The following is a 21,861-nucleotide window of genomic DNA, read 5'->3' as shown; positions in this document are numbered from 1 at the left end:
GCCGCCCTATCGTTCCCATCGGGTCAGTGCCCCTGAAAACACAGCGTTTCATCTACTGGCATCTCCCGTCGTCAAACATATACTGACAACTCACGGGTATGCCCTTTACGATACTATCGCGCCTTTTCTCAGAGAGCGTCTCAGTCACCACCATTGCAATTGCTGTGTTTTCACAAACACCAAACTGGTTAATATGTAAATTTATAGTGTTTTCCGGCACAAAAGAACCGTCCCCTTTTGTCGCAAAAATATGCTATAATGAAATGAAGTTATTTCGTCGCACTAAACATTTTAAAGGAGGCGTTATGAAAACCACTTGGCAACTCGATTCACTTTACACGGGGTTTGACGATCCGGCTTTGGCCGCCGACCTTAAAACCTTAGAGCACCTTCAAGAAAAATACGACGCGTTTATCGAAACGCATTTATGTCATCACAACACGCCGGTAGAAACCACCCGTCTCTACCTCGACCAGCTCATGGGCGACCTCTCTCTTATTAGAAAGGCCGGAGCTTTCGGAAGCCTGTCGGTTTCTGTGAACTCTAAAAACCAAGAAGCGCTGACACTGAGCAATAAAGTCGGTCTCGCCGGCAGTCGCTTGACCAAAGTAACCACCGCTTTTAACAATTGGCTTAAAGAACTAGAAGCTTTTGACGACCTCTTCGGTAAAGACCTCGTCGTCGACGAACACCGCTTCTACCTCACCTCTTTAAAAGACAAAACCCGCTACATGCTCAGCACCGGGGAAGAAGTTCTGCTCTCAAAACTGAGACTTACAGGTTCCGTCGCTTGGGAGACGCTTCAGAGAAAAGTATCGTCAGAACTCACCGGTACCGTCGTTATCGACGGCAAAGAAGAGACACTGCCGATTATGAGCATCCGCAACCTCGCGTTTACCAAAGACCCCGCTACGCGAAAGGCCGCTTACGAAGCCGAACTCGCAGCCTACAAAAAACACGAAGACGTCTCTGCCGCAGCACTCAATGGGATTAAAGGCGAAGTGCTCACCGTTTCAGAGGCTAGAGGCTTTGAGTCTCCACTTGCTGAAACCCTTTACAACTCCCGCATGGACCGCGCCATACTCGACGCTATGATCGAAGCCATGGAGGAAAATCTTCCGACTTTCAGAAAATACGTCGGCATAAAAGCCAAGTTCTTGGGACACGACGGCCCGATGCCGTTTTACGACCTGTTTGCCCCTGTTTCTTCAGGCGATGCCGACTTCACCATCGAACAGGCGCGCGATTTCGTCCTGAAACATTTCGGTGCATTCAATCCAAAATTACAGGCATTTGCTCAAAAAGCCTTCGATAAAGAGTGGATCGATTTTGAGCCGCGTGCCGGAAAAGTCGGTGGTGCTTTCTGCTCTAACCTCGCACCTATTGGCGAGAGTCGCTTCCTACTCAACTTTACCGGAAAACTTAAAAACGTCTTTACACTTGCACATGAACTCGGTCACGGTTACCACGGAGACTGCCTGAGAGGTGAAAGCCTACTCAACACGACGTACCCAATGCCTCTGGCAGAAACCGCTTCTATTTTCTGCGAGACCATTGTGCGCAATGCCGCACTTAAAGGGGCCGACGACACGCTGCAGCTCTCTATCTTAGAAAGCAGCCTCAGCGGTGCTTCACAAGTGGTTATGGACATTCTGTCGCGCTATTACTTCGAAACAGCTATCTTTGAAACGCGCAAAGACCACCCGCTTTCTGCAGATGAGTACAAAACGCTGATGCTGGAAGCTCAAAAGAAAGCTTACGGCAACTGTCTCGACGAAGACGTTCTGCACCCGTATATGTGGCTCAATAAAACGCACTACTACTACGCACAGCGCAACTTCTACAACTTCCCGTATGCCTTCGGTCTTTTATTTGCCAGAGGTCTTTACGCCCTCTACGAAAAAGAAGGCGATAGTTTCCTACCGAAATACGATCAGCTGCTCAACGCCACCGGGAAAATGTCTATTCAAGACGTCTGCATGAGCGTCGGTATCGATCCGACACAAAAAGCCTTCTGGCAAGCGTCATTGGATCAAATAAAAGAAGAAGTCGCCCGCTATGAACTTTTATTAAAATAAGCAAACGCCCGTTTGCCCACATTGTCCACAGAGTTATCCACATTCCTTGTGATTAAATAGACACACCTTGTTGACGAACCGTTTAATCCCTGTGGATAAACACTTGAAAAATGGTGTTTGACAACAAATTCAGAGCGTATTCAGAAGAAAAGCTTTTTTAGGGCCTCACCGTTACAACAGACGGCGAGGCCCTAAATTTTCATTATAATTTTAGTCGAACAAATTTAAATTAGCTACGGACACGAACTTATTTTGTAAATGTAAAAATTCCCGAGCAGAAACCAATTTTCTCAAACACCATATTAGGAAATTCGGAATAAAGCATCTCAGCTACCGGGTACACCTCATCAGAATCCCACGCGTCGCCGCTTTTAACTTTGCAGGCTTCCATTTCAACGTTTGTACTGAACGCGACATCGCCGATTAAGACCTTACCGTTGGCAGAAAGGTGCTCGACCATCTGCCTAATAAATGATATCTTCTGAGGGGTGTTTAAATGGTGGATTGCATAAGTACAAATTATAAAATCAAATTCTATGTTAGACAGAGAACAAGGCAACCCCTTTGTGAAATCATGCTGGAACAAATCTGCGCTGGGCATTTTCGACTTTGCAATCTCTATCATTCGGTCTGAGAAATCAATTCCCGTGACGAGGCAACCGGCGTCATACAGTCTTTTTGTCAAGATACCTGTTCCGAAACCGACATCGAGAATCTGTTTTCCCTTTTCCTGCATAATTGTACTATAGATTGTCCCCAGTACGCTTTTGTATCCCGCAAATGGATAAGCGTCCCTCTCTTCACTGATATTGACGCTTTTGTCATAACCGTCTGCCCAAAGATCAAACCCCTTGCTGTTTAACATCACACGCTCCCCTTATGAATCAACTTTATTTTAATCTATCCTCTTATGACTTGATGTGAATACGCGACAATACCACTGGAAGAGCGGTCTAAATGCTTTAGGCAGCTGCCTCAAAATCATCGCATCTAGTGTACTGTAGCGTTCACAATTAAAAAACTGCTCATCTACTCTGCATCATTGTGGCGTTAAACTCTCTCGACAATGTCCCGCATTGTCGTCGATAGTTTGCCTTGCACTGATACAGACTATCTGACATTTTTAATTAAATCTCAACGCTACACGACACGAGTGCCTTCTCCGTTTGCAGACACCAACGCCCTCCACGGGACTCGAGTACGACTTTACTCCTGAGTCATCATCTCTCTAATCAGATACTCTAAAAACGTCGGAGCGGCTTCAGAAGCACCATATCGCTCCGAAAACGTCACCTGAACACAGGGCATCGACTGCTCTTCTTCTTCAAGCGCCTTCATGTAATGCCCGTCGGGCTCAAGGGGCATTTTTACACGCATTACCTCTGACGGGTGACTCTTGCCGTCGAAGAAACTCAAGACGCTCGGCACTCTACTGTAATGGCGGTGCCGCCATTGTACACCGGTTTTCTCTCCCAAAGCTTCTAGAACTTTAAACAAAACGGCACTAAAAAATGCATCGTTGTCTTGTGAAGGATACGCGGTGGGCAACAGCCCCATAACAATGACCGGATGGCTGCGTTCCAGTGTCGCCACCATGTGTTTTACAATATCGAGAGTCCCCTCTAGAGCACATTCCGTGTTCATGGGGAAGACGCCGTTGTACTGAGCAATCAGCTCCTCGTACAGCAACACTTCAACGGGAATCTCCTGACAGTTTTGATAGCTGGGCTTTCGCTGTTTCCTCAAGTACTCGTTGAACGAATAATTGTATTGGTTAATGGCATCTTCAGCAGACCAGATCACAAGGGCCTTCAGTTGGTTGAACTTCTCGCCGATGTGCTCTGTGTAATACGGCCAATTAAAATACCCCGCCGCGTATGGCGGCGTGGCGGCCTCTTCACGGCAACGAATATCTCCAAGTCCCAAGAACGTCGGCGGTGCAGACATTTGACCAAAGGCGCGATCGCACATTTCCGTATTGAGCTCAATAGCCTTGACCACTTCCATGAGAATCCCCAAGCTGCTGAGACCGCTAAAGGGTTCGTACGCCGCGGACACATCGCCTTTCACCAATACAAACGGTTGAAGCTGACCGGTGAAGCCCGAATTGATTTCGACATCGCCCTCTTCCAGCATGCCGCTTACGCGGCAATCGACACCTGTGACAAGCGCCAAGTTAAAACGCTGCGCCAAGTGATTCTTCAGCTGTTTTAGCGTATACGCTTCTTTGTATATAGATTCTGTTAAAACCGTTGAAAGAATCAGCAGGTTGACAGGGAGTGTCGCATCTACAAGACGCTTTAAAAGGTCGATAGCGACCGCGTTTGAAGGCGTCACAAAGAAGAGGCACGTCTTCTCCGCGCCGTTGTCTACAAGACCCCAGAGCGCCGGCACCGACCAAGCGTCATAAGCTTCTTCAACTTGAAGGGTCTTCGGTCGTTTTATAAAATATGTCGTCTCGGCCAATACACTGTGGAGTTGGTTCAAAGACTCCGTGCCTTGGCGGGTTAAATTCTTATCACTCATAAAATTGTCCTTGTCGATTTAATTTATTTTATATTATCTCATTTTAAGGCGGTTTTTACAAGAATCTATCTGTGTTCATATGCTATAATAGAGAACGAAAGAGGTGACTTATGAAAAAAATAACCATTGTTTGCGATGGCGCCTGTTCGGGAAACGGCAACGGCAACAGTGCCGGTGGCTGGGGCGCCGTTTTAAAATACGGCACAAACACCAAAGAACTCTGCGGCGGCGCGCCGTCGACCACCAATAACATTATGGAGCTCACTGCGGTTATAGAGGCTCTAGACGCCCTCAAAAGCCCTGACCTCGAAGTGTCCATTTTTTCCGACAGCGCCTATGTCGTCAATTGCTTTAAGCAGGGCTGGTATGTGAAATGGCAGAAGAACGGCTGGATAAACTCTAAAAAAGAGCCCGTCGAAAACAAGGCACTCTGGCAACTGCTCCTATCAAAAGTCGAGGGGTTCCACCGCGTGAACTTTTATAAAATAAAAGGGCATCTCGATTTAAACAAGCCGTCAGATGTCGACAAGTGGTACGCTAAATTCAACAAAGACAATGCACTTGGCGTCACCCGCGATTTCTTTGAAGAAATTGTCCTTTTAAATCACCGCGCAGACGCGCTGGCCAACGAAGGGATGGCGCCTTTTAAGTAGGCACCGTCTAACGCTACCTATAAAGAAAAGCAGGCCGAATGGCCTGCTTTGTATTTGTAACCTAGTAGTTGGCTTCTTTTAACTCAAAGTGCTCTTTGCCGTGTAAGCAAGATGGGCAAACTTCAGGCGCATCGCTGCCTTCGTGCACATAACCACACTTGTTACATTTCCAGCGCACGGTTTCTTCTCTTTTGAAAACGCGTTCTTTTTCGATGTTTTCAGCTAACTTGTTGTAACGCACTTCGTGCTCAACTTCAGCTTTAGCAATCATTTCAAAAGCGATGGCTACTTTTGGGAAGCCTTCTTCTTTTGCGATTCGAGCAAACTCAGGATAGAGTTCTGACCACTCTTCGTTTTCGCCCATTGCCGCTGCTTTTAAGTTTTCAAGTGTCGTACCCACTTTTCCGGCAGGATAAGTCGCTGTAATTTCGAGGTCGCCACCTTCTAAGAAGCTGAAGAATCTCGCCGCGTGAACGCGCTCGTTGTCAGCTGTTTCCATGAAGAAATCTGCGATTTGTCTGTACCCTTCTTTTTCAGCTTGCTTTGCAAACAATTGGTAACGGTTTCTCGCTTGTGATTCGCCGGCAAACGCCTTTAACAAGTTTTGTTCTGTCTTAGTTCCTTTAATACTCGCCATTTCAATACCTCCTGTGTGAACTTGATTTTATAAACTGTACACGCCCTACAAATGTCTAGACATTTGTAGGAGGTGCAAAAGTACGGCCCGCAAATTCTCTGTCGAGCATAAGCATTCCGTGTCCCTCACCGCCAATGAGTTTCAACTGATTGAGAATGCCTTCCGCTGTACTCTCTTCCTCAACTTGCTCATCGATAAACCAGTTGAGTTTGTTTTGAGACGCTCTGTCCTTCTCCTGCTCTGCAATTTCAGCAACGTCGTTGAGAAGCTTGGTCACATGTCTTTCGTGCTCCAACGTCTCTTCAAATACTTCGATAATTGTGTCCCACTCGATTCTTGGTTGTTCAATTGCCTCGAGCTTAACGCGTCCGCCTCTTTCTACCAAGTAGTCAAAGAGGAGTTTTGCGTGGAATTGCTCTTCTTCAAACTGTACGCGCATCCAGTTTGCAAAACCCGGAAGATTTTGCTCTTCAAAATACGCCGACATTGAAAGGTATAAATACGCCGAATAGTACTCTGCGTTGATTTGCTTGTTAATCGCTTCTTCTAATCTTACATGAATCATTTCTGCAACCTCCTTTTACAAAGTAACGTGCTTATCAAATAAATACCTCTCGTGTTGAGAGGTATTAGGCTTACATTTCGTTTTTCCAAAGTCCGTGTAAATTACAGTATTCTCTTGCCAATACAGCTTTAGAATCCGTTTTAAATGTCGCAACAGGTTCATCGCCAGGCTTTAAGAATGCAATCAGCGTTTCACTTTCCGTAACGAGTTCAATCCATTGGATGTAGTGCTCGTCTTTCATCGGATGAAGTGTTGAGCCGACAGTCACTTTGTAGCCGCCATCTACTGCCTCAACCATAGGTACGTGTTTTTCAACTGTAGAATCCGCTGATTTCTCATCGAGCTTCACCATGTTTTCACCACAGCATACCAATGTGCCTGCGCCTGTTTGTAAAACTTCTACGATAATGCCACATTTCTCGCATTTGTAAACATCTAATCTTTTCACTTGAGTACCCCCTTGTCGTTTTATTTACAGTCCTTACAGATTCCATAAAAAAACATCTGCTGGTCCAGCACTTCGAACCCGTCGAGCTCTTCGCGTACGTCAGCATCTAAGTTCACTTTAAAATCAAAAATTCTATGACACTTTTCACACTTAAAGTGACCGTGCACACCGACATCGGCATCAAACCTTACCTCATTGTCGTCAATGGTAATCGCCATGGCGATGCCTTTGTCGATGAATACTTTAAGCGTGTTGTAAACAGTTGTTTTTGAAAGCGTTGGGATCTGACCGTTTAACGCATTGTAAATCGTTTCCACTGTTGGATGTTCTCTGTTATCCATCAAGTATTCATAAATTTTGATTCTTTGGAAAGACGGCTTAATACCGTTTGACTTTAAAAAATCGCCAACAAAATTTTCCTGCATCTCTTCACCTACTAGCTTTCAAAATCTAATGTTATGCCATCGGTTCGAACATGTCTTTGCCTACGCCGCAAAGAGGGCAAACCCAATCTTCAGGAATATCTTCAAATGCTGTACCCGGTGCAATACCGCTGTCTGGATCGCCGATTTCTGGATCGTACACATAACCACATGCTACACATTCATACTTCATAATAAATTCTCCTTTTATAAGATATTTGTTGCATGCGCAACATCATTTTCAATTTGTAATGATTACAAATTGATATTAACACGTTTGCGTGAACTTGTCAACGCTTTAACCTTTTCTCTTAAAAACGCTAACGGTTCAACCGATAATTTATATACCCAAACCCTTATATTTGTTAAACATTTTTTTATCAAAGATGCGTTAACGTATAAAAATTTGGTATAAATTTATTGTATCACAACAGGCTACTATTAGAAAGGTGGTTCTTACATGTTTAAAAAAATTGTCATTATAGGGAATGGAGCTGCTGGACACTCAGCACTTGAAGCTATTATCGCATCAAAGGAACCTTGCGACATCACAGTTGTCACCAAAGAAAAAACGCCCGTGTACTACCGACCGATGTTGTCGGAATACATCAGCTTAGAAACGTTGCCTCAGCGTTTTTTTATAAAGCCCATTGAATGGTACCGCGAAAACAATGTGACGACACTCACAAACTCGGCGGTGGATGCCATTGATTCTCAGGAGAAAACGGTCGTGCTCGATTCCGGTACGCGTCTCCCATACGACAAACTTATCGTCACAACCGGCAGCTACAATTTTGTGCCGCCGTTACCGGGCTATACCCTGAGAGGCGTCGGCAGCCTCCGCACATTAGAAGATGCCGAACACATTAAAGCGGCGACAGACGGTACCCAAGACGTCGTCGTCATCGGCGGCGGCTTACTGGGCCTCGAACTCGGCTGGCAACTCAAAAAGCTCGGCCACTCGGTGGACGTCGTGGAAATGATGGATCGCCTCTTACCGAGACAACTCGATGAAGAGAGCTCGGCTTTTTTCCAGAAAGCTGTGGAGAAAACCGGCATGAATCTCCACACAGGGGTTCAGACCACTGCCATTGAAGGCGAGTTTTCAGCAAAGGGCGTCGCCCTCTCCAGCGGCACCACTCTCCCCGCCGACCTCGTCTACTTCTCTGTAGGGGTACGCGCAGACACCAAGCTGCTCGGCGAAGCAGGCGCAGAAGTCTCGCGCGGCGTCATCGTAGACGATTACATGCGCACGTCGCTTCCGGATGTGTACGCAGCAGGCGATTGCGCCGAACACCACGGCATCAACTACGCCATCTGGCCTGAAGCCAGCGCCCAGGGCAAAGTCGCCGGTCTGAGCGCCGTTGGAAAATCCGTGGCCTACGATCCGATTACACCGTTTCACTTGTACCACGGCATGAACCTGCGCCTCTTTTCTATTGGCGATGTGGGCAACGATCCCTCTAAAACCTATGATGTCCATAAGTCGGTGACATTGGACACACTGGAGAAATTCTTCTTCATAGACAATCGACTCGTCGGCGGTATTCTCATCGGCGACATCTCAAAATCCGGTTATCTGAAGAAAGCCCTCGCCACTGAAACAACGCGCGAAGCTTTTAACGCCGCCATTTTAGAAGGCAAGCGTTAAGCTCATCCACCTCACTTTCAACCGTTAAGCCACTGGAGAACATCCAGTGGCTTTTTATGCTGCAACCTGAGAGCTAAGACGTCTCCATTTCAGATGCCTTTCGCAAAACTTGACAAATATAGGCTTTGAGCCTAACATAAGGATAAATATGATTCCCACAACTTGTAAAATCATCTAAACGAAAGTGAGGTTTGAACTTGGACACTCAGAAAAACAGCGTCGCAAAAACAATCGCACTTGCCCTTATTTGCCTAATGGTTTTCATTCTGCCTTCAAAAAAGGCCGCCGTGTCTCCCTACTACGACGCCGATTCAAACAGTCTGTTTAAAAACTATGCGGCGCACGAGGTCAACTACCTGTATTTCTTAAAAGACAGTGCAAAGGAAGTCGAACTCTTTTTTCCGGAAGACATTTCTCAGTACACCTTTGACGATGTGGCGCTGTACCACGACGATACCCGCCTGTCCGTCAACTTTGAAGTCATCGCTGTTAAAGAGGACCACGTGCGCTTAGTACTTCACGAGTACGTAAAAGCCTTTAACAAGATTAAAGTCACCCAACATGAAGAGGAGCGGTTTCTATACACGGGCGACTACAGTTTCGAACAGTCGGACTACACCATAGGCGGTTACACCATCGGTGAAAAACATAGCTTACTTGAAGACATGACCTATGAAGTGATGGGTCTAAACTTTAACGGCGCCTTGAATCAACCTAAGATTCAAGTGAATCTCCCCCAAAGCCTACAGGCGGAAGGCTATCTAAAAACCAACGCGTTGACCTTTGACGACAGTACCTATCGCCACAAAGTCAAGGCCGATGACGAGGCCCTTCGCCGCAATCAAATTGAGCGCCTCTCTTTTGATGTGCTGTATGCCGTCGTCCCATCTAAAGATGCGCCAGATAAAAAAGCGCCTCTATTAACCAACATACCGTTCCAGCTGAGGCCGTTTTCCAATTAAAATCTGAAAACGGCCACGCAAAAAAGTCGAGCCCCCTCGAGGGACTCGACTTTTTTATGTTTTTTACCTTATACCACCGACTGACTGATGACTATAGAAATCATCACATTGACGGCAAACGGTATCACCGAACACACAAGCGCCTTTTTAAAAGAAATGCGCTCGATAATTTTAATCGCTACTGCTGATACAAACAAGTACCACAACGTGAAAAACTCAAACGCATTGAGTACCGCCACCAGGACACCGTTTGAATCCGCCGGTAAAAGCATCCCCAGCGAGAAGCTCAAACTGTCGAGGCCAAGTGCCATGACAAGTATCTGTCTCAGCAACATACCTGCGAGGACGATGCCATACGCATACAACAAGGCGCTGAAAATGCGCTTAAACTGGCCCTCTCCGTTCATAAATGTCGCAATTCCGCGCACAAAGGCGGACTTAATGACAATTGAAATGAGGATAAAACCCGCGCCGACGACCAAGCCCACTACGGAAGTAATCGTCACAAATAGGGAGAGACTCTCTGTGGGCACTTCACCAGTGGTTTGGAGCAGGGAACTCGCGAGGGCTTCTTCCTGCATAGCCACTAAAGCATCCCAATTCATGGCGCTAATGCCGAGAAAGAGAACAAAGACAATCAACATCGGCACCAAAATCCTCGGTGCCACATCGACGTCCTTAAAAGTTTTAGATGGTGCGATAAACACGTTTAAAAACCTTTGAAAGACGTTGAGTTGGGGTTTCTGGTTCTTTAAGAAATCGGTTTCTTCAAAAATCAATTCTTCTTCGTTAAACATTGGATCAGACATGATTTCCTCCTCATTTGTGTGTTATTCATATCGCAAGGCTTCAATTGGATCGAGTTTTGCCGCCTTGTTTGCCGGATAGAGTCCGAAAAAGATACCGACGCCTGCTGAAAAGGCCCACGCCAACAACACGGCATCCATCGGCACTGTCGGCGGCAAGTTCAGCCTAGACGCCACAAGTGCTGCGACACCGGCGCCGATTGCCGTCCCAACGATTCCGCCAATCAGGGAGATGATAACGGACTCCACTAAAAACTGTGTTAAGATGTCTTTGCGCCGAGCCCCCAGCGCTTTTCGGATGCCGATTTCCCGCGTTCTCTCTGTGACGGAAACGAGCATGATGTTCATGACGCCGATGCCCCCAACCAAAAGGGAGATGGCGGCGACGGCGCTGATAACGCCCGTGACGACACCGGTAACGGTATTGATGACTTCCATCTGACTTTGTGCACTGAACAAACTGTATTTTTCCGGTTCGTTTCGGTGCCGCTGTGACAGCAGTGCCTTGACATCTGACTCAAGCGCTTTTTTGTCAGCTTCATAAGTGGTGTTGATTTCAATCATTGAAACCTCATTGCCCATGCCGTTGATTTTGGAGAGCGTCGTAAAGGGCACGTAGACCGTCACCGTTTGAACGAAACTCGACAAAAGACCTTCGCTCTCGGTTTTTTCAACGCCTACAATAGTGAACACCACATTTTGGTTGCGGTATTTCAGGGCAATCTTCTCGCCGAGCACATCGGTCTTGCCAAAGACGTCCTTTGCAAAGGTATCCGGAATAATCACGACATTGCGCATCCCCGCGTAATCGCTTTCTAAAAGGAAGCGCCCGTTGAGCAAGTCGATTTTCTGTATATCGATGTACTGATGGCTGACCCCGGTCACGCTGACAGAGGTGCCCTTGTCGTTTTTCTTTTGCGTTTTTTGAATCAGCATCATGCTTTCAGTATAGGAAGGCGAAATCGCCAGAATATCGTCTGAAAAGACGCGACCGATGGCATCGACATCGTCCAAAGTCATCATATCGCGCTGCGTCGTCTCCTCCTCCCAGTTGGTCATCAACATAATGCGGTTGACGCCAAATGCCTCGAACTCACTGTTAATAGCAGACTCACCGCCATTGCCTATGGCAAACACTGCAATCACCGACGCAATGCCGATGATAATGCCCAGCATCGTGAGCAGGGAGCGCATCTTGTTGACGCGAATGGCATTTAGCGAAATGCGCACACTTTCTATAAAATTCATTGTGTCGCCTCCTTGCCGTCGTTTCGCACATCGCTGATGATTTCACCGTCCCTAAAAGTGATGACGCGCTTTGCCTGAGCGGCGATGTCCGACTCATGGGTTACCAGGACAATGGTGACGCCCTCGGCGTTGAGCCCTTGAAAAACCCCCATAATCTCTTCCGTAGAATGGGAATCGAGATTACCCGTCGGTTCGTCGGCAAGTATAATCGACGGCGAATTAACCAACGCCCGCGCTATGGCCACACGCTGTTTTTGACCGCCGGACAACTCGTTGGGCTTGTGGTCCATTCGGTCTGCGAGACCGACCCGTTCCAATGCCGATTGTGCTTTCTCTAGTCGCGCCCTTCTGCCCGCTCGCGCATAAATCATAGGGAGTTCCACATTTTGAAGCGCACTCGTCCTGGGGATGAGGTTAAACGATTGAAAGACGAAGCCGATTTTGACGTTCCGCACTTCTGCGAGTGCCTCCGGATTCATTTCGTCCGTTTTAATGCCATCCAGCACATAAGAGCCCGCCGTGGGCTTGTCGAGGCAGCCGAGGATGTTCATCAATGTGGATTTCCCAGACCCCGACGCACCGATAATGGCGACGAAGTCCCCCTTTTCTATGGAGAGGCTGACATTCTTCAGCGCTTTGACTTTAACGGCGCCGGTGTCGTACACCTTCCACAATTTAGAAATGTGAATCATCTTATTCACCTCCGATGACTTTCACCGGACTTCCGTCTTCAAGGGTCGCTTGAGGCTTTAAGATGAGCACGCTGTCTGCGTCGATGCCCTCGCCGATGACTTCGATTCGAATGTCGCCGATGACGCCGACGGTCACTTCGTTCTGTACGGCTTTGCCGTCCTTAACGGTGTAGACATAATCTTTCCCGTCGCGCTTAGCCCACGCTTCATAGGGAATGGTCAGCGCCTCTTCTGAACGGGCGAACACGATTTCAAGATCTGCTGTGAAGTTGGGTTTAAACGCCGTCTCACCGGAGAGTTTAACGGTAACCGGTACACTGCGTTCCTGTCCTTGTACCACTGCCGAAGCGCCCACTTCTGAAATTTCGCCATCATAGACCTCGTCGCCAACGGCGTTCCCCGTGATTCTAACCGGCATGCCCACTGCAATGCTGGCAATATCGTATTCGCCGATGTAGGTTTTTATTTTCAAGTCCGACACCGTTTCCACAGTGGCCGCCTGAGAAGTTTGCATAACCGTATCGTATGCGGCCACATCGAGTGTCGTCACAACGCCGTCTATCGGCGCTCTCAACGTGTACTTTTCTTTCTCTGCGACCAGGTCGTTGTACGCATTGCGCGTCGATTCCAGTTGAAGCGCATTGACCTTTACGGTGTCTGTTTTCACGGTTTGATCGTTCTGTGCATCGACATAAGCGTTGTACGCTTGGTCGTAAGATAATTTTGCCGCGTCTTTTTCTTTTGCACTGATGATACCGGCTTCGAACAAGGCGCTGGCTTCTTCATACGATTTCAGTGCGTTTTCATAAACGAGTTTCGCGTTTCTCACTGAAGACGCCTGACGGTTGGCCTGTGCACTGTTCTCTTGACTGGAGAGGCTCACACTGTTCGAGTAGTTGGTCTGCGCGATGTCCAGTTGTAACTTGGCGTCGCGAATGCTCTTTTCAATGGTCGCCGTCTCGAGCTTCAGTATTGGATCGCCTTTTTTTACAGCGTCGCCAACGCTGACAAAGACGGTTTCAACCGTTCCCGGCACTTCGGGTACAATGGCAACAGACGCCTCTGCAACGACGTCGCCTTTTGTGTAGATAACTGATTCTATCGGCTCTTTTTCTACAGTGCCTGTTTGAACGTAGTATGTTTCCGCTTTATCGGCAGCGCCTGCATTTTGTCCTTGTCTGGCAAGTGCCACGACAACAAAGACAATTACCGCGCCGATAATCCCCATTGCGATGCCCACTTTTTTCTTTTTGCTCATAAGTAACTCCTTTATATATAAGTTAATTTTATTTTACACGATTATTTCGTAAAATGGGGTAAATCATCCATTAAAAAATCATTAAAAAAGTACATGCCACCAAGGGGGGACGGTTCTTTTGTGCCGGAATCCACTAATATTTTACAGTTTCGAGTGCACACAACCGGTGCAATTACCGGCAGTCCGCTCCTTTCTCACAAAGTGCTGCCGATGCTCAGTTCCCGATACCGCAATGGGGCAAATGCATGCCTGCGCCTGTGTGACGCGACACGCCGCCCCCTTAGAACCTGCCTATTGCAGCACTTAGGCAGTGAACAGCCACCGTACACCGGCACAAAAGAACCGTCCCCTTTGTCGCGCTGTGCTAGAGGGACGGTTCTTTTGTGCCGGAATCCACTAATATTTTACAGTTTAGAGCGCACACAACCGGTGCAATTGCCGGCAGTCCGCTTTTTTCTCACAAAGTGCTGCCGGCGTTCAGTTCCCGATACTGCAATGGGGCAAATGCATGCCTGCGCCTGTGCGACGCGACACGCCATCCCCTTAGAATCTGCCTAGTGCAACACTTAGGCAGTGGACAGCCACCGTGAGACGGCACAAAAGAACCGTCCCTCAAAAAATGAAAAAAGTACGGTTGCACCTCAAGGTGCAACCGTACAACTTACAATGGTCTTATTTCGTGTAGTTGAACATCAAGCGAATGAGCTCTTCAATTTTGTCCTTGTCCATATTCTCATCTGAAAGACACTGCGACGCCTGTTCCTCCATAATCACGAGGCCCACTTTGTGAATGGATTGCTTAATGGCAGCGATCTGAATTAAAATTTCATTACAACCCTTTCCACTTTCAACCATATTCTCGATACCTTGAATATGTCCCTTGATCGTTCTCAAACGATTGATCACTTTCTTTTTAGATTCTTGTTCTGCCACTAAACGCCTCCTACTTCTCTATTAAATAAACAAACTCATATTGGAATCCTCTGAAGCCCCGAGCATAGAAGCCACGCCGCCGAAAGTGACGCCATCGATAAGTTCCTCTGCTTTGATGCCCATTAAGTCCATGGACATGTTGCAGGCAACCATTTCGACACCGTTGTCTATCGCCGTTTGAAGCAGTGTTTCAAGCGAGTCCACATTGTGCTTTTTCATAACCATGCGAATCATTTTAGGGCCCATGCCGAACATATTCATCTTAGAGAGCCCCAGCTTTTTCGTTCCCCTCGGGAGCATGCCGCTGAACATGCGACCGATAAAGTCTTTTTTGACTTTGACCTTTTCAGGCTTTCTCAAGATGTTGAGGCCCCAGAACGTATAGAACATCGTCACCTTTTTGCCCATGCTCGCCGCACCATTGGCGATAATAAGTGACGCAATAGCCTTGTCGAGCTCGCCGCTGAAGACCACCATGGTCTTATCGTCCTTTACAGGCGCCATGCCGCTAGGCTTTTTTTTTGCGCCCTTTCGCACACGGGCGAAAAACGCTTTGTCTTCCTTATACGATTCGAGGAGCGTGTTGCCCGTCTTGTCACACCAGACGCCGATATCGTTCATAAAGCCGGGGTCGGTGGCTTTAATTTCGAGGACATCGCCCACTTCCATTTCTTCAAGTGCTTTGCTCACCTGCATAATCGGGCCGGGACACTGAAGACCACAGGCATTGACCTTAACGGTGCGCCCATCGGCCTTCGGCAAATTTTCTATATCGCCGAACTCCGTTACATGCATTTCTTCGTCGAGGGCTATGCCGCCGCACGGCGTCGTATCATCTTGACACAACGTCACCGCATACGTCGCGTAACCTCCTATAAGATTATACACGTTTTCAAAGCCGTTTTGAAGTAGAATTCTCGAAGCGGCGTGACCTCTGATGCCCACCGCACAATAAACGACAATTTTCTTGGAGCGGTCGAGCTCGTCTAAACGCCCTCTCAACTGATCAATTGGTATGTTGACAGAGTCCTTTATAGCGCCCATATCCCGTTCAATAGGCTCTCTGACGTCTAAGACGATTGCGTCTTCTTCCAGTGTTTCAAACTCATGCCATTGAAACGGCTTGTCGACACCCTTTAAGATATTCTCTGCCACAAAGCCCGCCATATTCACCGGGTCCTTCGCCGATGCGTAAGGTGGCGCATAAGCCAGTTCAAGTGCCGTCAAGTCATAGACAGTGCCCTTGTAGCGAATAGCCGTGGCGATGATGTCGATGCGCTTTTCAACGCCTTCGTAACCGACATTTTGAGCCCCTAGCACTCGGCCGTCGTTGTCAAAGATGAGTTTAAGCGACATTGGCAGCGCCCCCGGATAATAACCGGCGTGATCATTCGGATGAATAATGAGCGTCTGGTAGTCGCGCCCATAAACTTTACCGTCGCGGTTCAACCCCTTTTCGTTAATGCCGGTACTTGAAACCGTCAAATCGAAGACCTTGGCCACGGAAGTACCCTGTGTCCCGTTGTAGCGGCTGTCAACCCCTGCAAGCTGGTCGGCGCAAATACGCCCCTGTTTGTTAGCAGGTCCCGCTAGCGGAATCATCGTCTGTTCACCGGTGATAAAGTCCACCACTTCAATGGCATCTCCTATGGCGTAAATGTCGGGAACGGAAGTCTCGAGTTTGTCGTTGACGACAATGCCGCCGCGCTTATTCATTTCGAGCCCCGCTGTTTTGGCCAGTTCCGTTTGCGGACGGATACCAATGGACAGCATCACCAAGTCCGCCTCTACAACGGCACCACTTTTCAAGTGAACGCGCGTCACGCCGTCGCTGTAATCGAAGTAGTCGACGCCGTCGGACAACCTGAGATCGACGCCCTTCTGCCTCAAGTGCTTGTGAACAATTTGCGCCATATCAAAATCGAGCGGTGCCATCACTTGATCGGCCATTTCCACTATGGCCACTTCAATGCCTAAGTCGTGGAGATTCTCCGCCATTTCGAGACCGATAAAACCGCCGCCAATAACCGCTGCACGCTTGGGCTTCAAATCGTTGATAGACGCTTTAATGCGGTCCACGTCAGGTACATTCCAGAGGGTAAAAATATTGGGTGCGTCGATGCCTTTAATCGGTGGCTTCAGTGGCGTAGAGCCCGGCGAGAGGACGAGTTTGTCGTACGTTTCTTCATAAGTTCTATTCGCTCGATGGTCTTTTACTGTCACAGTTTTCTTTTCAGCATCCACTGACAGCACTTCGTTTTCAACGCGCACGTCGATGTTAAAACGCGCGTGCATCGCCTCCGGCGTCTGAAGCAACAACGCATCGCGTTCTTCTATGGTGCCGCCTATGTAGTAAGGCAAACCACAGTTGGCGAATGAGATATAGGGCCCTTTCTCAAACATGACAATTTCAGCGTTTTCATCCATTCTTCTAAGACGTGCCGCTGTACTCGCACCTCCGGCTACACCGCCGACAATTAAAATTTTTCGACTCATACTTTTACCTCCATTTTTAGATATTTTTTACTTATAAGGCAACAAATTAAGCCCCAGAAGGGGCTTAATCCTGCTCAGGGGACCTCAGAGGTCCTCCCCTTCTTATAGTCCGAGCAATTCTTCTAATTTTGCTTTGTCAAAACCTTGGATGATTTCTTCACCGACATAGATAACGGGAACGCCCATAAAGCCTTTTGCCATTAATTCTTTTCTCGCTTCCACATCTGTTGACACGTTGCGCTCTGTAAACTCGATACCTTTTTCATTGAGGTATTCTTTCGCCATTGTACAGTAACCACATGAATTGCTTGAAAATACAACTACATTCTTAGACATTTGTTTTCCTCCATTTGTAATGATAATTTGTGTGTCTACTTTAACAGTATAACAGTGCTTGTCGAATTTAGCACCTTGAACCGATATTTTTTGCTGAAACGTAAAAGCCTTTGGTCAACCAAAACGACGAGTACTCTACGCGAAAGCCGCCGTACTGTTCCAGCAGAGATTTGTCGACCAAAACATTAATACCCTCTTTGGTCTCTAAATAATCATTTTCCTTTTGTTCGTCCCGAACAATACCAAATGTTGGGCCGCCTCAACCGTACCCTGCGACGTGAATGCGGTATGTCTTGTCTTGATTCGGATCTTTCTTCAAATGCTCTAAAGCATTTTGAGCCAATTCTACAATCATGAGACTCTCCTTTCTAAATCCACCCCCTAGGGGGTAGGGGTTATCTTGGGTTCATATTAACGTATTTCCCCAAACGTGTCAACCCCTTTTCGCAAAAAATTCTCCAAAAGACGCTTTTCACAGCTTTTTTCACAGATTATCCACATTTCCACCCTCTATCGCGGTTATTTAAAAAGCTTTTAATATTCAGGGCTTTTAACGAATTGTTAAATTCGCGTATGGTTTTTTCGAACATTCCTTAACAAAGTGCTTGTTTCATTCCGAATTGGGCACATAAATTAAGTTCAATCGGCTATTTAAAGAATTTTACAATTAAAAAAAGTTCGGTTATACACACTATCCACAATTTAATCCACAGGACTTATCCATTTGTTCACACCTTGACAAACTGTAGAAATCATTTTACAATGAGGGTTAATCAAAAAAAGGAGTCCATTATGTGGGGAAAAAGAGGTCTTCGAGGCGACGTTCTGGAAGAGACATTAAATTATACACACGACTATTACCGACAGCTGGGCCTGTGCAGAATCGATAAGGTAAGTACCCCCGTGAAGGTGGTTGAAATCGACCAGCAAGGGCATATTGTGAAGGGTTTTTTTGAAAAGAAATCTACCGTCGACTTTATTGGCATTATTCAAGGCGTCTTTGTCGCCTTTGATGCAAAAGAGACCAATTTGAAGAGCTTGCCTCTTAAAAACATCCACGACCATCAAGTGGCCTATATGAAAGATATTACCCGCCAGGGGGGGCTTGCATTCATCATCACCCACTTTAAGTTTAACGACACGTACTTTCTGTTGCCGTTTGAAACCCTTGAGCGCTACTACACGCAAAATGAAAGAAAGTCCATTCCCTATTCAGCGATGGACGAGCGCCTGCTCATCCCCAAGACCAGGGGGGGCAGCACCATTGATTACTTAGAAGCGCTCAACACCTATGTTGCGCTGAAGAAAGACAAGGCCCTCTAATACAATAATCCCATAAAAAAACTGTTGTACAGCCCGTTTCTGGCATACAACAGTTTTCTTTATGTCTATAGTCCTTTACATCCGCTCGCCATTTGTGCGAATGGTTACTTCTTGATATGGCACGATGCACTTAGCGTTTAGCATCGCCTCTTTTACCGCGCTGACAATCCCCGTACAGCACGGCACTTCCATGCGTACCACCGTAATGCTCTTAATGTCGTTTGCCGACAATATAGCCGTGAGCTTTTCGACGTTGTAGGCGTTGTCGTCGAGTTTCGGGCAACCGATAACCGTGATTTTACCTTTGATAAAGTCCTTGTGGAAGTCGCCGTAAGCAAATGCGGTACAGTCGGCGGCCACGAGCAAGTCTGCACCTTGGAAATACGGTGCATTGGGACTCACCAGTTTCAGCTGAACCGGCCATTGCATAAGTTCAGATGGCACTGTCCCCTCGAAAGTCGGTTTTGCCTCCGGCGCTGCTTTCGGCATTGGTTGAAGCGTCGCCAAGCGCTCTATTTTCTGCTGTGCCGTTCCCGGACAACCGCATCCGAGGGTCTCGCCCTGCGCCTTGATGTTTTTTCTGCTCTGATCAAATGCCTCTGTTTCTTTTTCCACCATATGAATGGCGTCTACCGGACATTTCGGCAAACACATGCCGAGGCCGTCGCAGTATGAATCGCTAACCAACTTCGCCTTGCCGTCGATAATTTCAATAGCCCCTTGCATACACGCGCCTGCACATAGGCCACAGCCGATACATTTATCTTCATCAATTTGAATCACATTTCTCTTCATTTCAGAACCTCCTATTTTCGCACCCGTTGTTTTCTTGTTGAGTCTATCATACACCATCGCCCGTATCGTGTCCGTAACAAATGTTACTTTTTAAATCTTTCTTCTATAGAACAGCATTTGATACGCCTTCTGCACATCGCGTACAAACAAAAAATGCCCCCGAGGAAACGGCGGCATTTTTAATCAGCTAAATGGCGGTATAGTGATTATTTAAAGGCGTATTTTAAAAAGGTTTTAAATAACCATGTCGTTAAACACAGCGGTGTGGTCTTTACGAAATTCAATGGGAATAACAGAAGCTTCTCGACCGCCGATGATTTTGGCGGGAATACCGACGGCGGTAGATTCTGTCTTAGTGTCTGAAAGGACGACTGAAGCCGCCCCAATCTTCGAACCCGCTGCAATGTGAATCGGTCCGAGGACTTTGGCACCTGCGCCGACCACCACGCGGTTGCCGAGGGTCGGATGCCGTTTGCCGGTATCTTTACCGGTGCCGCCGAGGGTCACCCCCTGATACAGGGTGACGTCGTCGCCGATAACAGTGGTTTCGCCGATGACGACGCCCATGCCGTGGTCGATAAAGAAGCGCTTGCCGATTTGGGCGCCGGGATGTATCTCAATGCCGGTAAAGAAACGCGTCATTTGAGACAACAGCCTCGACAGAAAATAGAAGTTGTGGCGATAGAGCACATGTGCGATGCGGTGAGACGCCATGGCGTATACCGTCGGGTACAAAAGAACTTCCAGATACGATTTTGCAGCGGGATCGCTGTTTCTAATGTGTTTCAAGTAACTGCGCATGGCACGCTCTCCTTTCGTTCTAGGACTCGAAAACTTTATTTGAAATATATTTTTCACCATTGTCCGGTGAAATGGTCACTAAGGTCTTGCCGGCGCCGACAGCTTTGGCCACTTTAAGCGCCGCTGCGACGACAGCACCTGTGGAAATCCCCACGAAGAGCCCTTCTTCTTCAAAGAGGCGCTTTGTCATGACAAACGCTTCTTCACTGGTTACCGTTTCAATGGCGTCGTAAACTGTGGTATCGAGGATTCGAGGGACAAAACCGGCACCGATGCCCTGAATCTTGTGCGGCCCCGGGCCCTCTCCCGAAAGTACCTTTGATTCTTCCGGCTCTACGGCAACCACTTGAACGCCGTCGTAAGTTTCCTTCAGACGTTTGCCGACACCTGTAATGGTGCCACCGGTACCGACAGAAGCGACAAAGGCGTCGACGCGCTCAAAGTCTTCTATTATTTCAACCGCCGTGGTATCGTAATGTACTTGGCTGTTGTAAGGGTTCTCAAACTGTTGCGGCATAAAGTAGTTCGGCTCTTTTGAAAGGCGTGTCGCCTCTTCAATGGCACCGCTCATGCCCTTTGTGCCGTCTGTTAAAATCAATTCGGCGCCATATGCCTTTAAGATGTTGCGTCTTTCAACGCTCATGGTATCCGGCATAACGATGACCACGCGGTATCCTTTCATTTTACCGATTAGGGCAATGGCGATGCCCGTGTTGCCACTGGTCGGCTCTATAATCGTCATCCCCGGCTTGAGGTCCCCGTCCTTCTCGGCGCCTTCAATCATACCAAGTGCCGGTCTTACCTTTACGCTGCCGGTGAAGTTGTTCCCTTCGAGTTTCACATAAACCGCCGCCATATCGGCATCGGTTACTTTGTTCAACTTTACCACAGGTGTTTTACCAACCAAATCAAGTGCTTTTTCGAATTTCATACGCTTTCTCCTCGCTTTTCAAAATTAATAGTCTCTCGATAGCCAGTTTGTGTGGTTGTTTTCGCATCACGCTTTAAAGAACACTCTAAAACATGAATCGACGGTTATTAGAGCAATAAAAAACGCCCCATTGCATGCTTAAACGATGCAAAGAGACGAATATCATCCGCGGTTCCACTCTTCATTGACAAAAAGTCCACTTTTCGAGCACTGGCATGCTCTATTGCTGTAACGGGCAACCCCGATGTAGCCTACTTGACATTCGGTACATAGCTCCGAAGGGCACTTCACAAACTAAAA

At 47.5% G+C, this 21,861-nt stretch carries 23 protein-coding genes and 1 other annotated feature (1 of these 24 only partly in view); of the genes, 6 read left to right on the top strand and 17 right to left on the bottom strand.

Translation table 11 applies throughout. The annotated features are described in order from the left end of the window. Positions 1 to 305: 305 nt before the first annotated feature. On the top strand, positions 306 to 2,078 hold the full coding sequence (locus ACR6HW_RS12935) for a M3 family oligoendopeptidase (RefSeq protein WP_455728142.1): 1,773 nt from the start codon (positions 306 to 308) through the stop codon (positions 2,076 to 2,078). Between the two features lie 247 nt (positions 2,079 to 2,325). Here ACR6HW_RS12935 and ACR6HW_RS12930 read toward each other — a convergent pair whose 3' ends face one another. Together ACR6HW_RS12930 and ACR6HW_RS12925 are read right to left on the bottom strand one after the other, a co-directional pair. Next, positions 2,326 to 2,943, bottom strand: coding sequence for a class I SAM-dependent methyltransferase (locus ACR6HW_RS12930; protein WP_455728141.1), 618 nt, complete (start codon positions 2,941 to 2,943; stop codon positions 2,326 to 2,328). A gap of 341 nt (positions 2,944 to 3,284) precedes the next feature. Next, on the bottom strand, positions 3,285 to 4,604 hold the full coding sequence (locus ACR6HW_RS12925) for a hypothetical protein (protein WP_455728140.1): 1,320 nt from the start codon (positions 4,602 to 4,604) through the stop codon (positions 3,285 to 3,287). A 110-nt stretch (positions 4,605 to 4,714) separates the two neighbouring features. On the opposite strand from ACR6HW_RS12925, the gene ACR6HW_RS12920 reads away from it, so the two are divergent. Continuing rightward, positions 4,715 to 5,257 carry an RNase H family protein gene (locus ACR6HW_RS12920; RefSeq protein WP_455728139.1) on the top strand — a complete coding sequence of 181 codons (543 nt, stop codon included), beginning with the start codon at positions 4,715 to 4,717 and terminating at the stop codon, positions 5,255 to 5,257. 61 nt (positions 5,258 to 5,318) lie between these two features. On the opposite strand, the gene rbr is transcribed toward ACR6HW_RS12920, so the two are convergent. From rbr to rd, 5 genes are all read right to left on the bottom strand, one after another. Then, a complete protein-coding gene (rbr, locus tag ACR6HW_RS12915) occupies positions 5,319 to 5,894 on the bottom strand; it encodes a rubrerythrin (protein ID WP_455728138.1) in 576 nt (191 codons plus the stop codon). Positions 5,895 to 5,949: 55 nt separating this feature from the next. Further along, positions 5,950 to 6,459: a ferritin gene (locus tag ACR6HW_RS12910; RefSeq protein ID WP_455728137.1), complete on the bottom strand. Its 510-nt coding sequence runs from the start codon at positions 6,457 to 6,459 to the stop codon at positions 5,950 to 5,952. A gap of 70 nt (positions 6,460 to 6,529) precedes the next feature. After that, positions 6,530 to 6,907 carry a desulfoferrodoxin gene (locus tag ACR6HW_RS12905; RefSeq protein ID WP_455728136.1) on the bottom strand — a complete coding sequence of 126 codons (378 nt, stop codon included), beginning with the start codon at positions 6,905 to 6,907 and terminating at the stop codon, positions 6,530 to 6,532. A 20-nt stretch (positions 6,908 to 6,927) separates the two neighbouring features. Next, on the bottom strand, positions 6,928 to 7,332 hold the full coding sequence (locus ACR6HW_RS12900) for a Fur family transcriptional regulator (RefSeq protein WP_455728135.1): 405 nt from the start codon (positions 7,330 to 7,332) through the stop codon (positions 6,928 to 6,930). 31 nt (positions 7,333 to 7,363) lie between these two features. Then, positions 7,364 to 7,525 (bottom strand): rubredoxin, encoded by a 162-nt coding sequence (gene rd, locus ACR6HW_RS12895; protein ID WP_455730891.1) that lies wholly within the window; start codon positions 7,523 to 7,525, stop codon positions 7,364 to 7,366. 264 nt (positions 7,526 to 7,789) lie between these two features. Here rd and ACR6HW_RS12890 point away from each other — a divergent pair, with 264 nt between their 5' ends. Both ACR6HW_RS12890 and ACR6HW_RS12885 read left to right on the top strand, forming a co-directional pair. Beyond that, positions 7,790 to 8,980, top strand: coding sequence for an NAD(P)/FAD-dependent oxidoreductase (locus ACR6HW_RS12890; RefSeq protein WP_455728134.1), 1,191 nt, complete (start codon positions 7,790 to 7,792; stop codon positions 8,978 to 8,980). Between the two features lie 197 nt (positions 8,981 to 9,177). After that, positions 9,178 to 9,942, top strand: coding sequence for a hypothetical protein (locus tag ACR6HW_RS12885; protein ID WP_455728133.1), 765 nt, complete (start codon positions 9,178 to 9,180; stop codon positions 9,940 to 9,942). A 68-nt stretch (positions 9,943 to 10,010) separates the two neighbouring features. On the opposite strand, the gene ACR6HW_RS12880 is transcribed toward ACR6HW_RS12885, so the two are convergent. The 4 genes from ACR6HW_RS12880 to ACR6HW_RS12865 are packed head-to-tail and all read right to left on the bottom strand — an operon-like array spanning position 10,011 to position 13,946. Beyond that, the gene (locus ACR6HW_RS12880) at positions 10,011 to 10,751 is read right to left on the bottom strand and encodes a YIP1 family protein (RefSeq protein ID WP_455728132.1); all 741 of its coding nucleotides are present in this window, start codon (positions 10,749 to 10,751) and stop codon (positions 10,011 to 10,013) included. A 21-nt stretch (positions 10,752 to 10,772) separates the two neighbouring features. Further along, positions 10,773 to 11,996, bottom strand: a complete 1,224-nt coding sequence (locus ACR6HW_RS12875) for an ABC transporter permease (protein WP_455728131.1) — start codon at positions 11,994 to 11,996, stop codon at positions 10,773 to 10,775. Beyond that, positions 11,993 to 12,688, bottom strand: a complete 696-nt coding sequence (locus ACR6HW_RS12870; RefSeq protein ID WP_455728130.1) for an ABC transporter ATP-binding protein — start codon at positions 12,686 to 12,688, stop codon at positions 11,993 to 11,995. Before ACR6HW_RS12870 ends, ACR6HW_RS12875 begins: the two co-directional genes overlap by 4 nt. Before the next feature lies 1 nt (position 12,689). Continuing rightward, the gene (locus tag ACR6HW_RS12865) at positions 12,690 to 13,946 is read right to left on the bottom strand and encodes an efflux RND transporter periplasmic adaptor subunit (protein ID WP_455728129.1); all 1,257 of its coding nucleotides are present in this window, start codon (positions 13,944 to 13,946) and stop codon (positions 12,690 to 12,692) included. 93 nt (positions 13,947 to 14,039) lie between these two features. Here ACR6HW_RS12865 and ACR6HW_RS12860 point away from each other — a divergent pair, with 93 nt between their 5' ends. Continuing rightward, positions 14,040 to 14,504, top strand: coding sequence for a hypothetical protein (locus ACR6HW_RS12860; RefSeq protein ID WP_455728128.1), 465 nt, complete (start codon positions 14,040 to 14,042; stop codon positions 14,502 to 14,504). A 114-nt stretch (positions 14,505 to 14,618) separates the two neighbouring features. Here the strand turns inward: ACR6HW_RS12860 and ACR6HW_RS12855 are convergent, their stop codons facing one another. From ACR6HW_RS12855 to ACR6HW_RS12845, 3 genes are all read right to left on the bottom strand, one after another. Beyond that, positions 14,619 to 14,879, bottom strand: a complete 261-nt coding sequence (locus ACR6HW_RS12855) for a metal-sensitive transcriptional regulator (protein ID WP_455728127.1) — start codon at positions 14,877 to 14,879, stop codon at positions 14,619 to 14,621. Positions 14,880 to 14,900: 21 nt separating this feature from the next. After that, positions 14,901 to 17,375 (bottom strand): FAD-dependent oxidoreductase, encoded by a 2,475-nt coding sequence (locus ACR6HW_RS12850; RefSeq protein ID WP_455728126.1) that lies wholly within the window; start codon positions 17,373 to 17,375, stop codon positions 14,901 to 14,903. A gap of 102 nt (positions 17,376 to 17,477) precedes the next feature. Beyond that, entirely contained in the window at positions 17,478 to 17,711 is a 234-nt protein-coding gene (locus ACR6HW_RS12845; protein WP_455728125.1) for a glutaredoxin family protein, read from the bottom strand. Positions 17,712 to 18,503: 792 nt separating this feature from the next. Between ACR6HW_RS12845 and ACR6HW_RS12840 the strand changes: the two genes are divergently transcribed. After that, the gene (locus ACR6HW_RS12840) at positions 18,504 to 19,034 is read left to right on the top strand and encodes a Holliday junction resolvase RecU (protein ID WP_455728124.1); all 531 of its coding nucleotides are present in this window, start codon (positions 18,504 to 18,506) and stop codon (positions 19,032 to 19,034) included. 75 nt (positions 19,035 to 19,109) lie between these two features. Here ACR6HW_RS12840 and ACR6HW_RS12835 read toward each other — a convergent pair whose 3' ends face one another. From ACR6HW_RS12835 to cysK, 3 genes are all read right to left on the bottom strand, one after another. Continuing rightward, a complete protein-coding gene (locus ACR6HW_RS12835; RefSeq protein ID WP_455728123.1) occupies positions 19,110 to 19,829 on the bottom strand; it encodes an ATP-binding protein in 720 nt (239 codons plus the stop codon). 234 nt (positions 19,830 to 20,063) lie between these two features. Further along, entirely contained in the window at positions 20,064 to 20,630 is a 567-nt protein-coding gene (gene epsC / locus ACR6HW_RS12830) for a serine O-acetyltransferase EpsC (protein WP_455728122.1), read from the bottom strand. Between the two features lie 19 nt (positions 20,631 to 20,649). Then, complete coding sequence (cysK, locus tag ACR6HW_RS12825; RefSeq protein ID WP_455728121.1) at positions 20,650 to 21,561, bottom strand: cysteine synthase A; 912 nt, start codon at positions 21,559 to 21,561, stop codon at positions 20,650 to 20,652. Between the two features lie 148 nt (positions 21,562 to 21,709). Continuing rightward, positions 21,710 to 21,861: a binding site (T-box leader), on the bottom strand (it continues 73 nt past the right edge of the window).

It is taken from the genome of Fusibacter sp. JL298sf-3 (assembly GCF_053842995.1).
Note: the sequence above shows the minus strand (reverse complement) of the source record. Positions and strands in the feature narration are given on the sequence as shown.

Excerpts from the sequence above, each read along its gene's own strand:
- cysK (WP_455728121.1), bottom strand. The coding sequence starts at position 21,561 with ATGAAATTCGAAAAAGCACTTGATTTGGTTGGTAAAACACCTGTGGTA.
- ACR6HW_RS12875 (WP_455728131.1), bottom strand. The coding sequence starts at position 11,996 with ATGAATTTTATAGAAAGTGTGCGCATTTCGCTAAATGCCATTCGCGTC.
- ACR6HW_RS12935 (WP_455728142.1), top strand. The coding sequence starts at position 306 with ATGAAAACCACTTGGCAACTCGATTCACTTTACACGGGGTTTGACGAT.
- ACR6HW_RS12910 (WP_455728137.1), bottom strand. The coding sequence starts at position 6,459 with ATGATTCATGTAAGATTAGAAGAAGCGATTAACAAGCAAATCAACGCA.
- ACR6HW_RS12900 (WP_455728135.1), bottom strand. The coding sequence starts at position 7,332 with ATGCAGGAAAATTTTGTTGGCGATTTTTTAAAGTCAAACGGTATTAAG.
- ACR6HW_RS12850 (WP_455728126.1), bottom strand. The coding sequence starts at position 17,375 with ATGAGTCGAAAAATTTTAATTGTCGGCGGTGTAGCCGGAGGTGCGAGT.
- ACR6HW_RS12925 (WP_455728140.1), bottom strand. The coding sequence starts at position 4,604 with ATGAGTGATAAGAATTTAACCCGCCAAGGCACGGAGTCTTTGAACCAA.
- ACR6HW_RS12920 (WP_455728139.1), top strand. The coding sequence starts at position 4,715 with ATGAAAAAAATAACCATTGTTTGCGATGGCGCCTGTTCGGGAAACGGC.
- ACR6HW_RS12870 (WP_455728130.1), bottom strand. The coding sequence starts at position 12,688 with ATGATTCACATTTCTAAATTGTGGAAGGTGTACGACACCGGCGCCGTT.
- ACR6HW_RS12845 (WP_455728125.1), bottom strand. The coding sequence starts at position 17,711 with ATGTCTAAGAATGTAGTTGTATTTTCAAGCAATTCATGTGGTTACTGT.
- ACR6HW_RS12865 (WP_455728129.1), bottom strand. The coding sequence starts at position 13,946 with ATGAGCAAAAAGAAAAAAGTGGGCATCGCAATGGGGATTATCGGCGCG.
- ACR6HW_RS12880 (WP_455728132.1), bottom strand. The coding sequence starts at position 10,751 with ATGTCTGATCCAATGTTTAACGAAGAAGAATTGATTTTTGAAGAAACC.
- rbr (WP_455728138.1), bottom strand. The coding sequence starts at position 5,894 with ATGGCGAGTATTAAAGGAACTAAGACAGAACAAAACTTGTTAAAGGCG.
- ACR6HW_RS12930 (WP_455728141.1), bottom strand. The coding sequence starts at position 2,943 with ATGTTAAACAGCAAGGGGTTTGATCTTTGGGCAGACGGTTATGACAAA.
- ACR6HW_RS12860 (WP_455728128.1), top strand. The coding sequence starts at position 14,040 with ATGCCACCAAGGGGGGACGGTTCTTTTGTGCCGGAATCCACTAATATT.
- ACR6HW_RS12890 (WP_455728134.1), top strand. The coding sequence starts at position 7,790 with ATGTTTAAAAAAATTGTCATTATAGGGAATGGAGCTGCTGGACACTCA.
- ACR6HW_RS12835 (WP_455728123.1), bottom strand. The coding sequence starts at position 19,829 with ATGAAGAGAAATGTGATTCAAATTGATGAAGATAAATGTATCGGCTGT.
- epsC (WP_455728122.1), bottom strand. The coding sequence starts at position 20,630 with ATGCGCAGTTACTTGAAACACATTAGAAACAGCGATCCCGCTGCAAAA.
- ACR6HW_RS12840 (WP_455728124.1), top strand. The coding sequence starts at position 18,504 with ATGTGGGGAAAAAGAGGTCTTCGAGGCGACGTTCTGGAAGAGACATTA.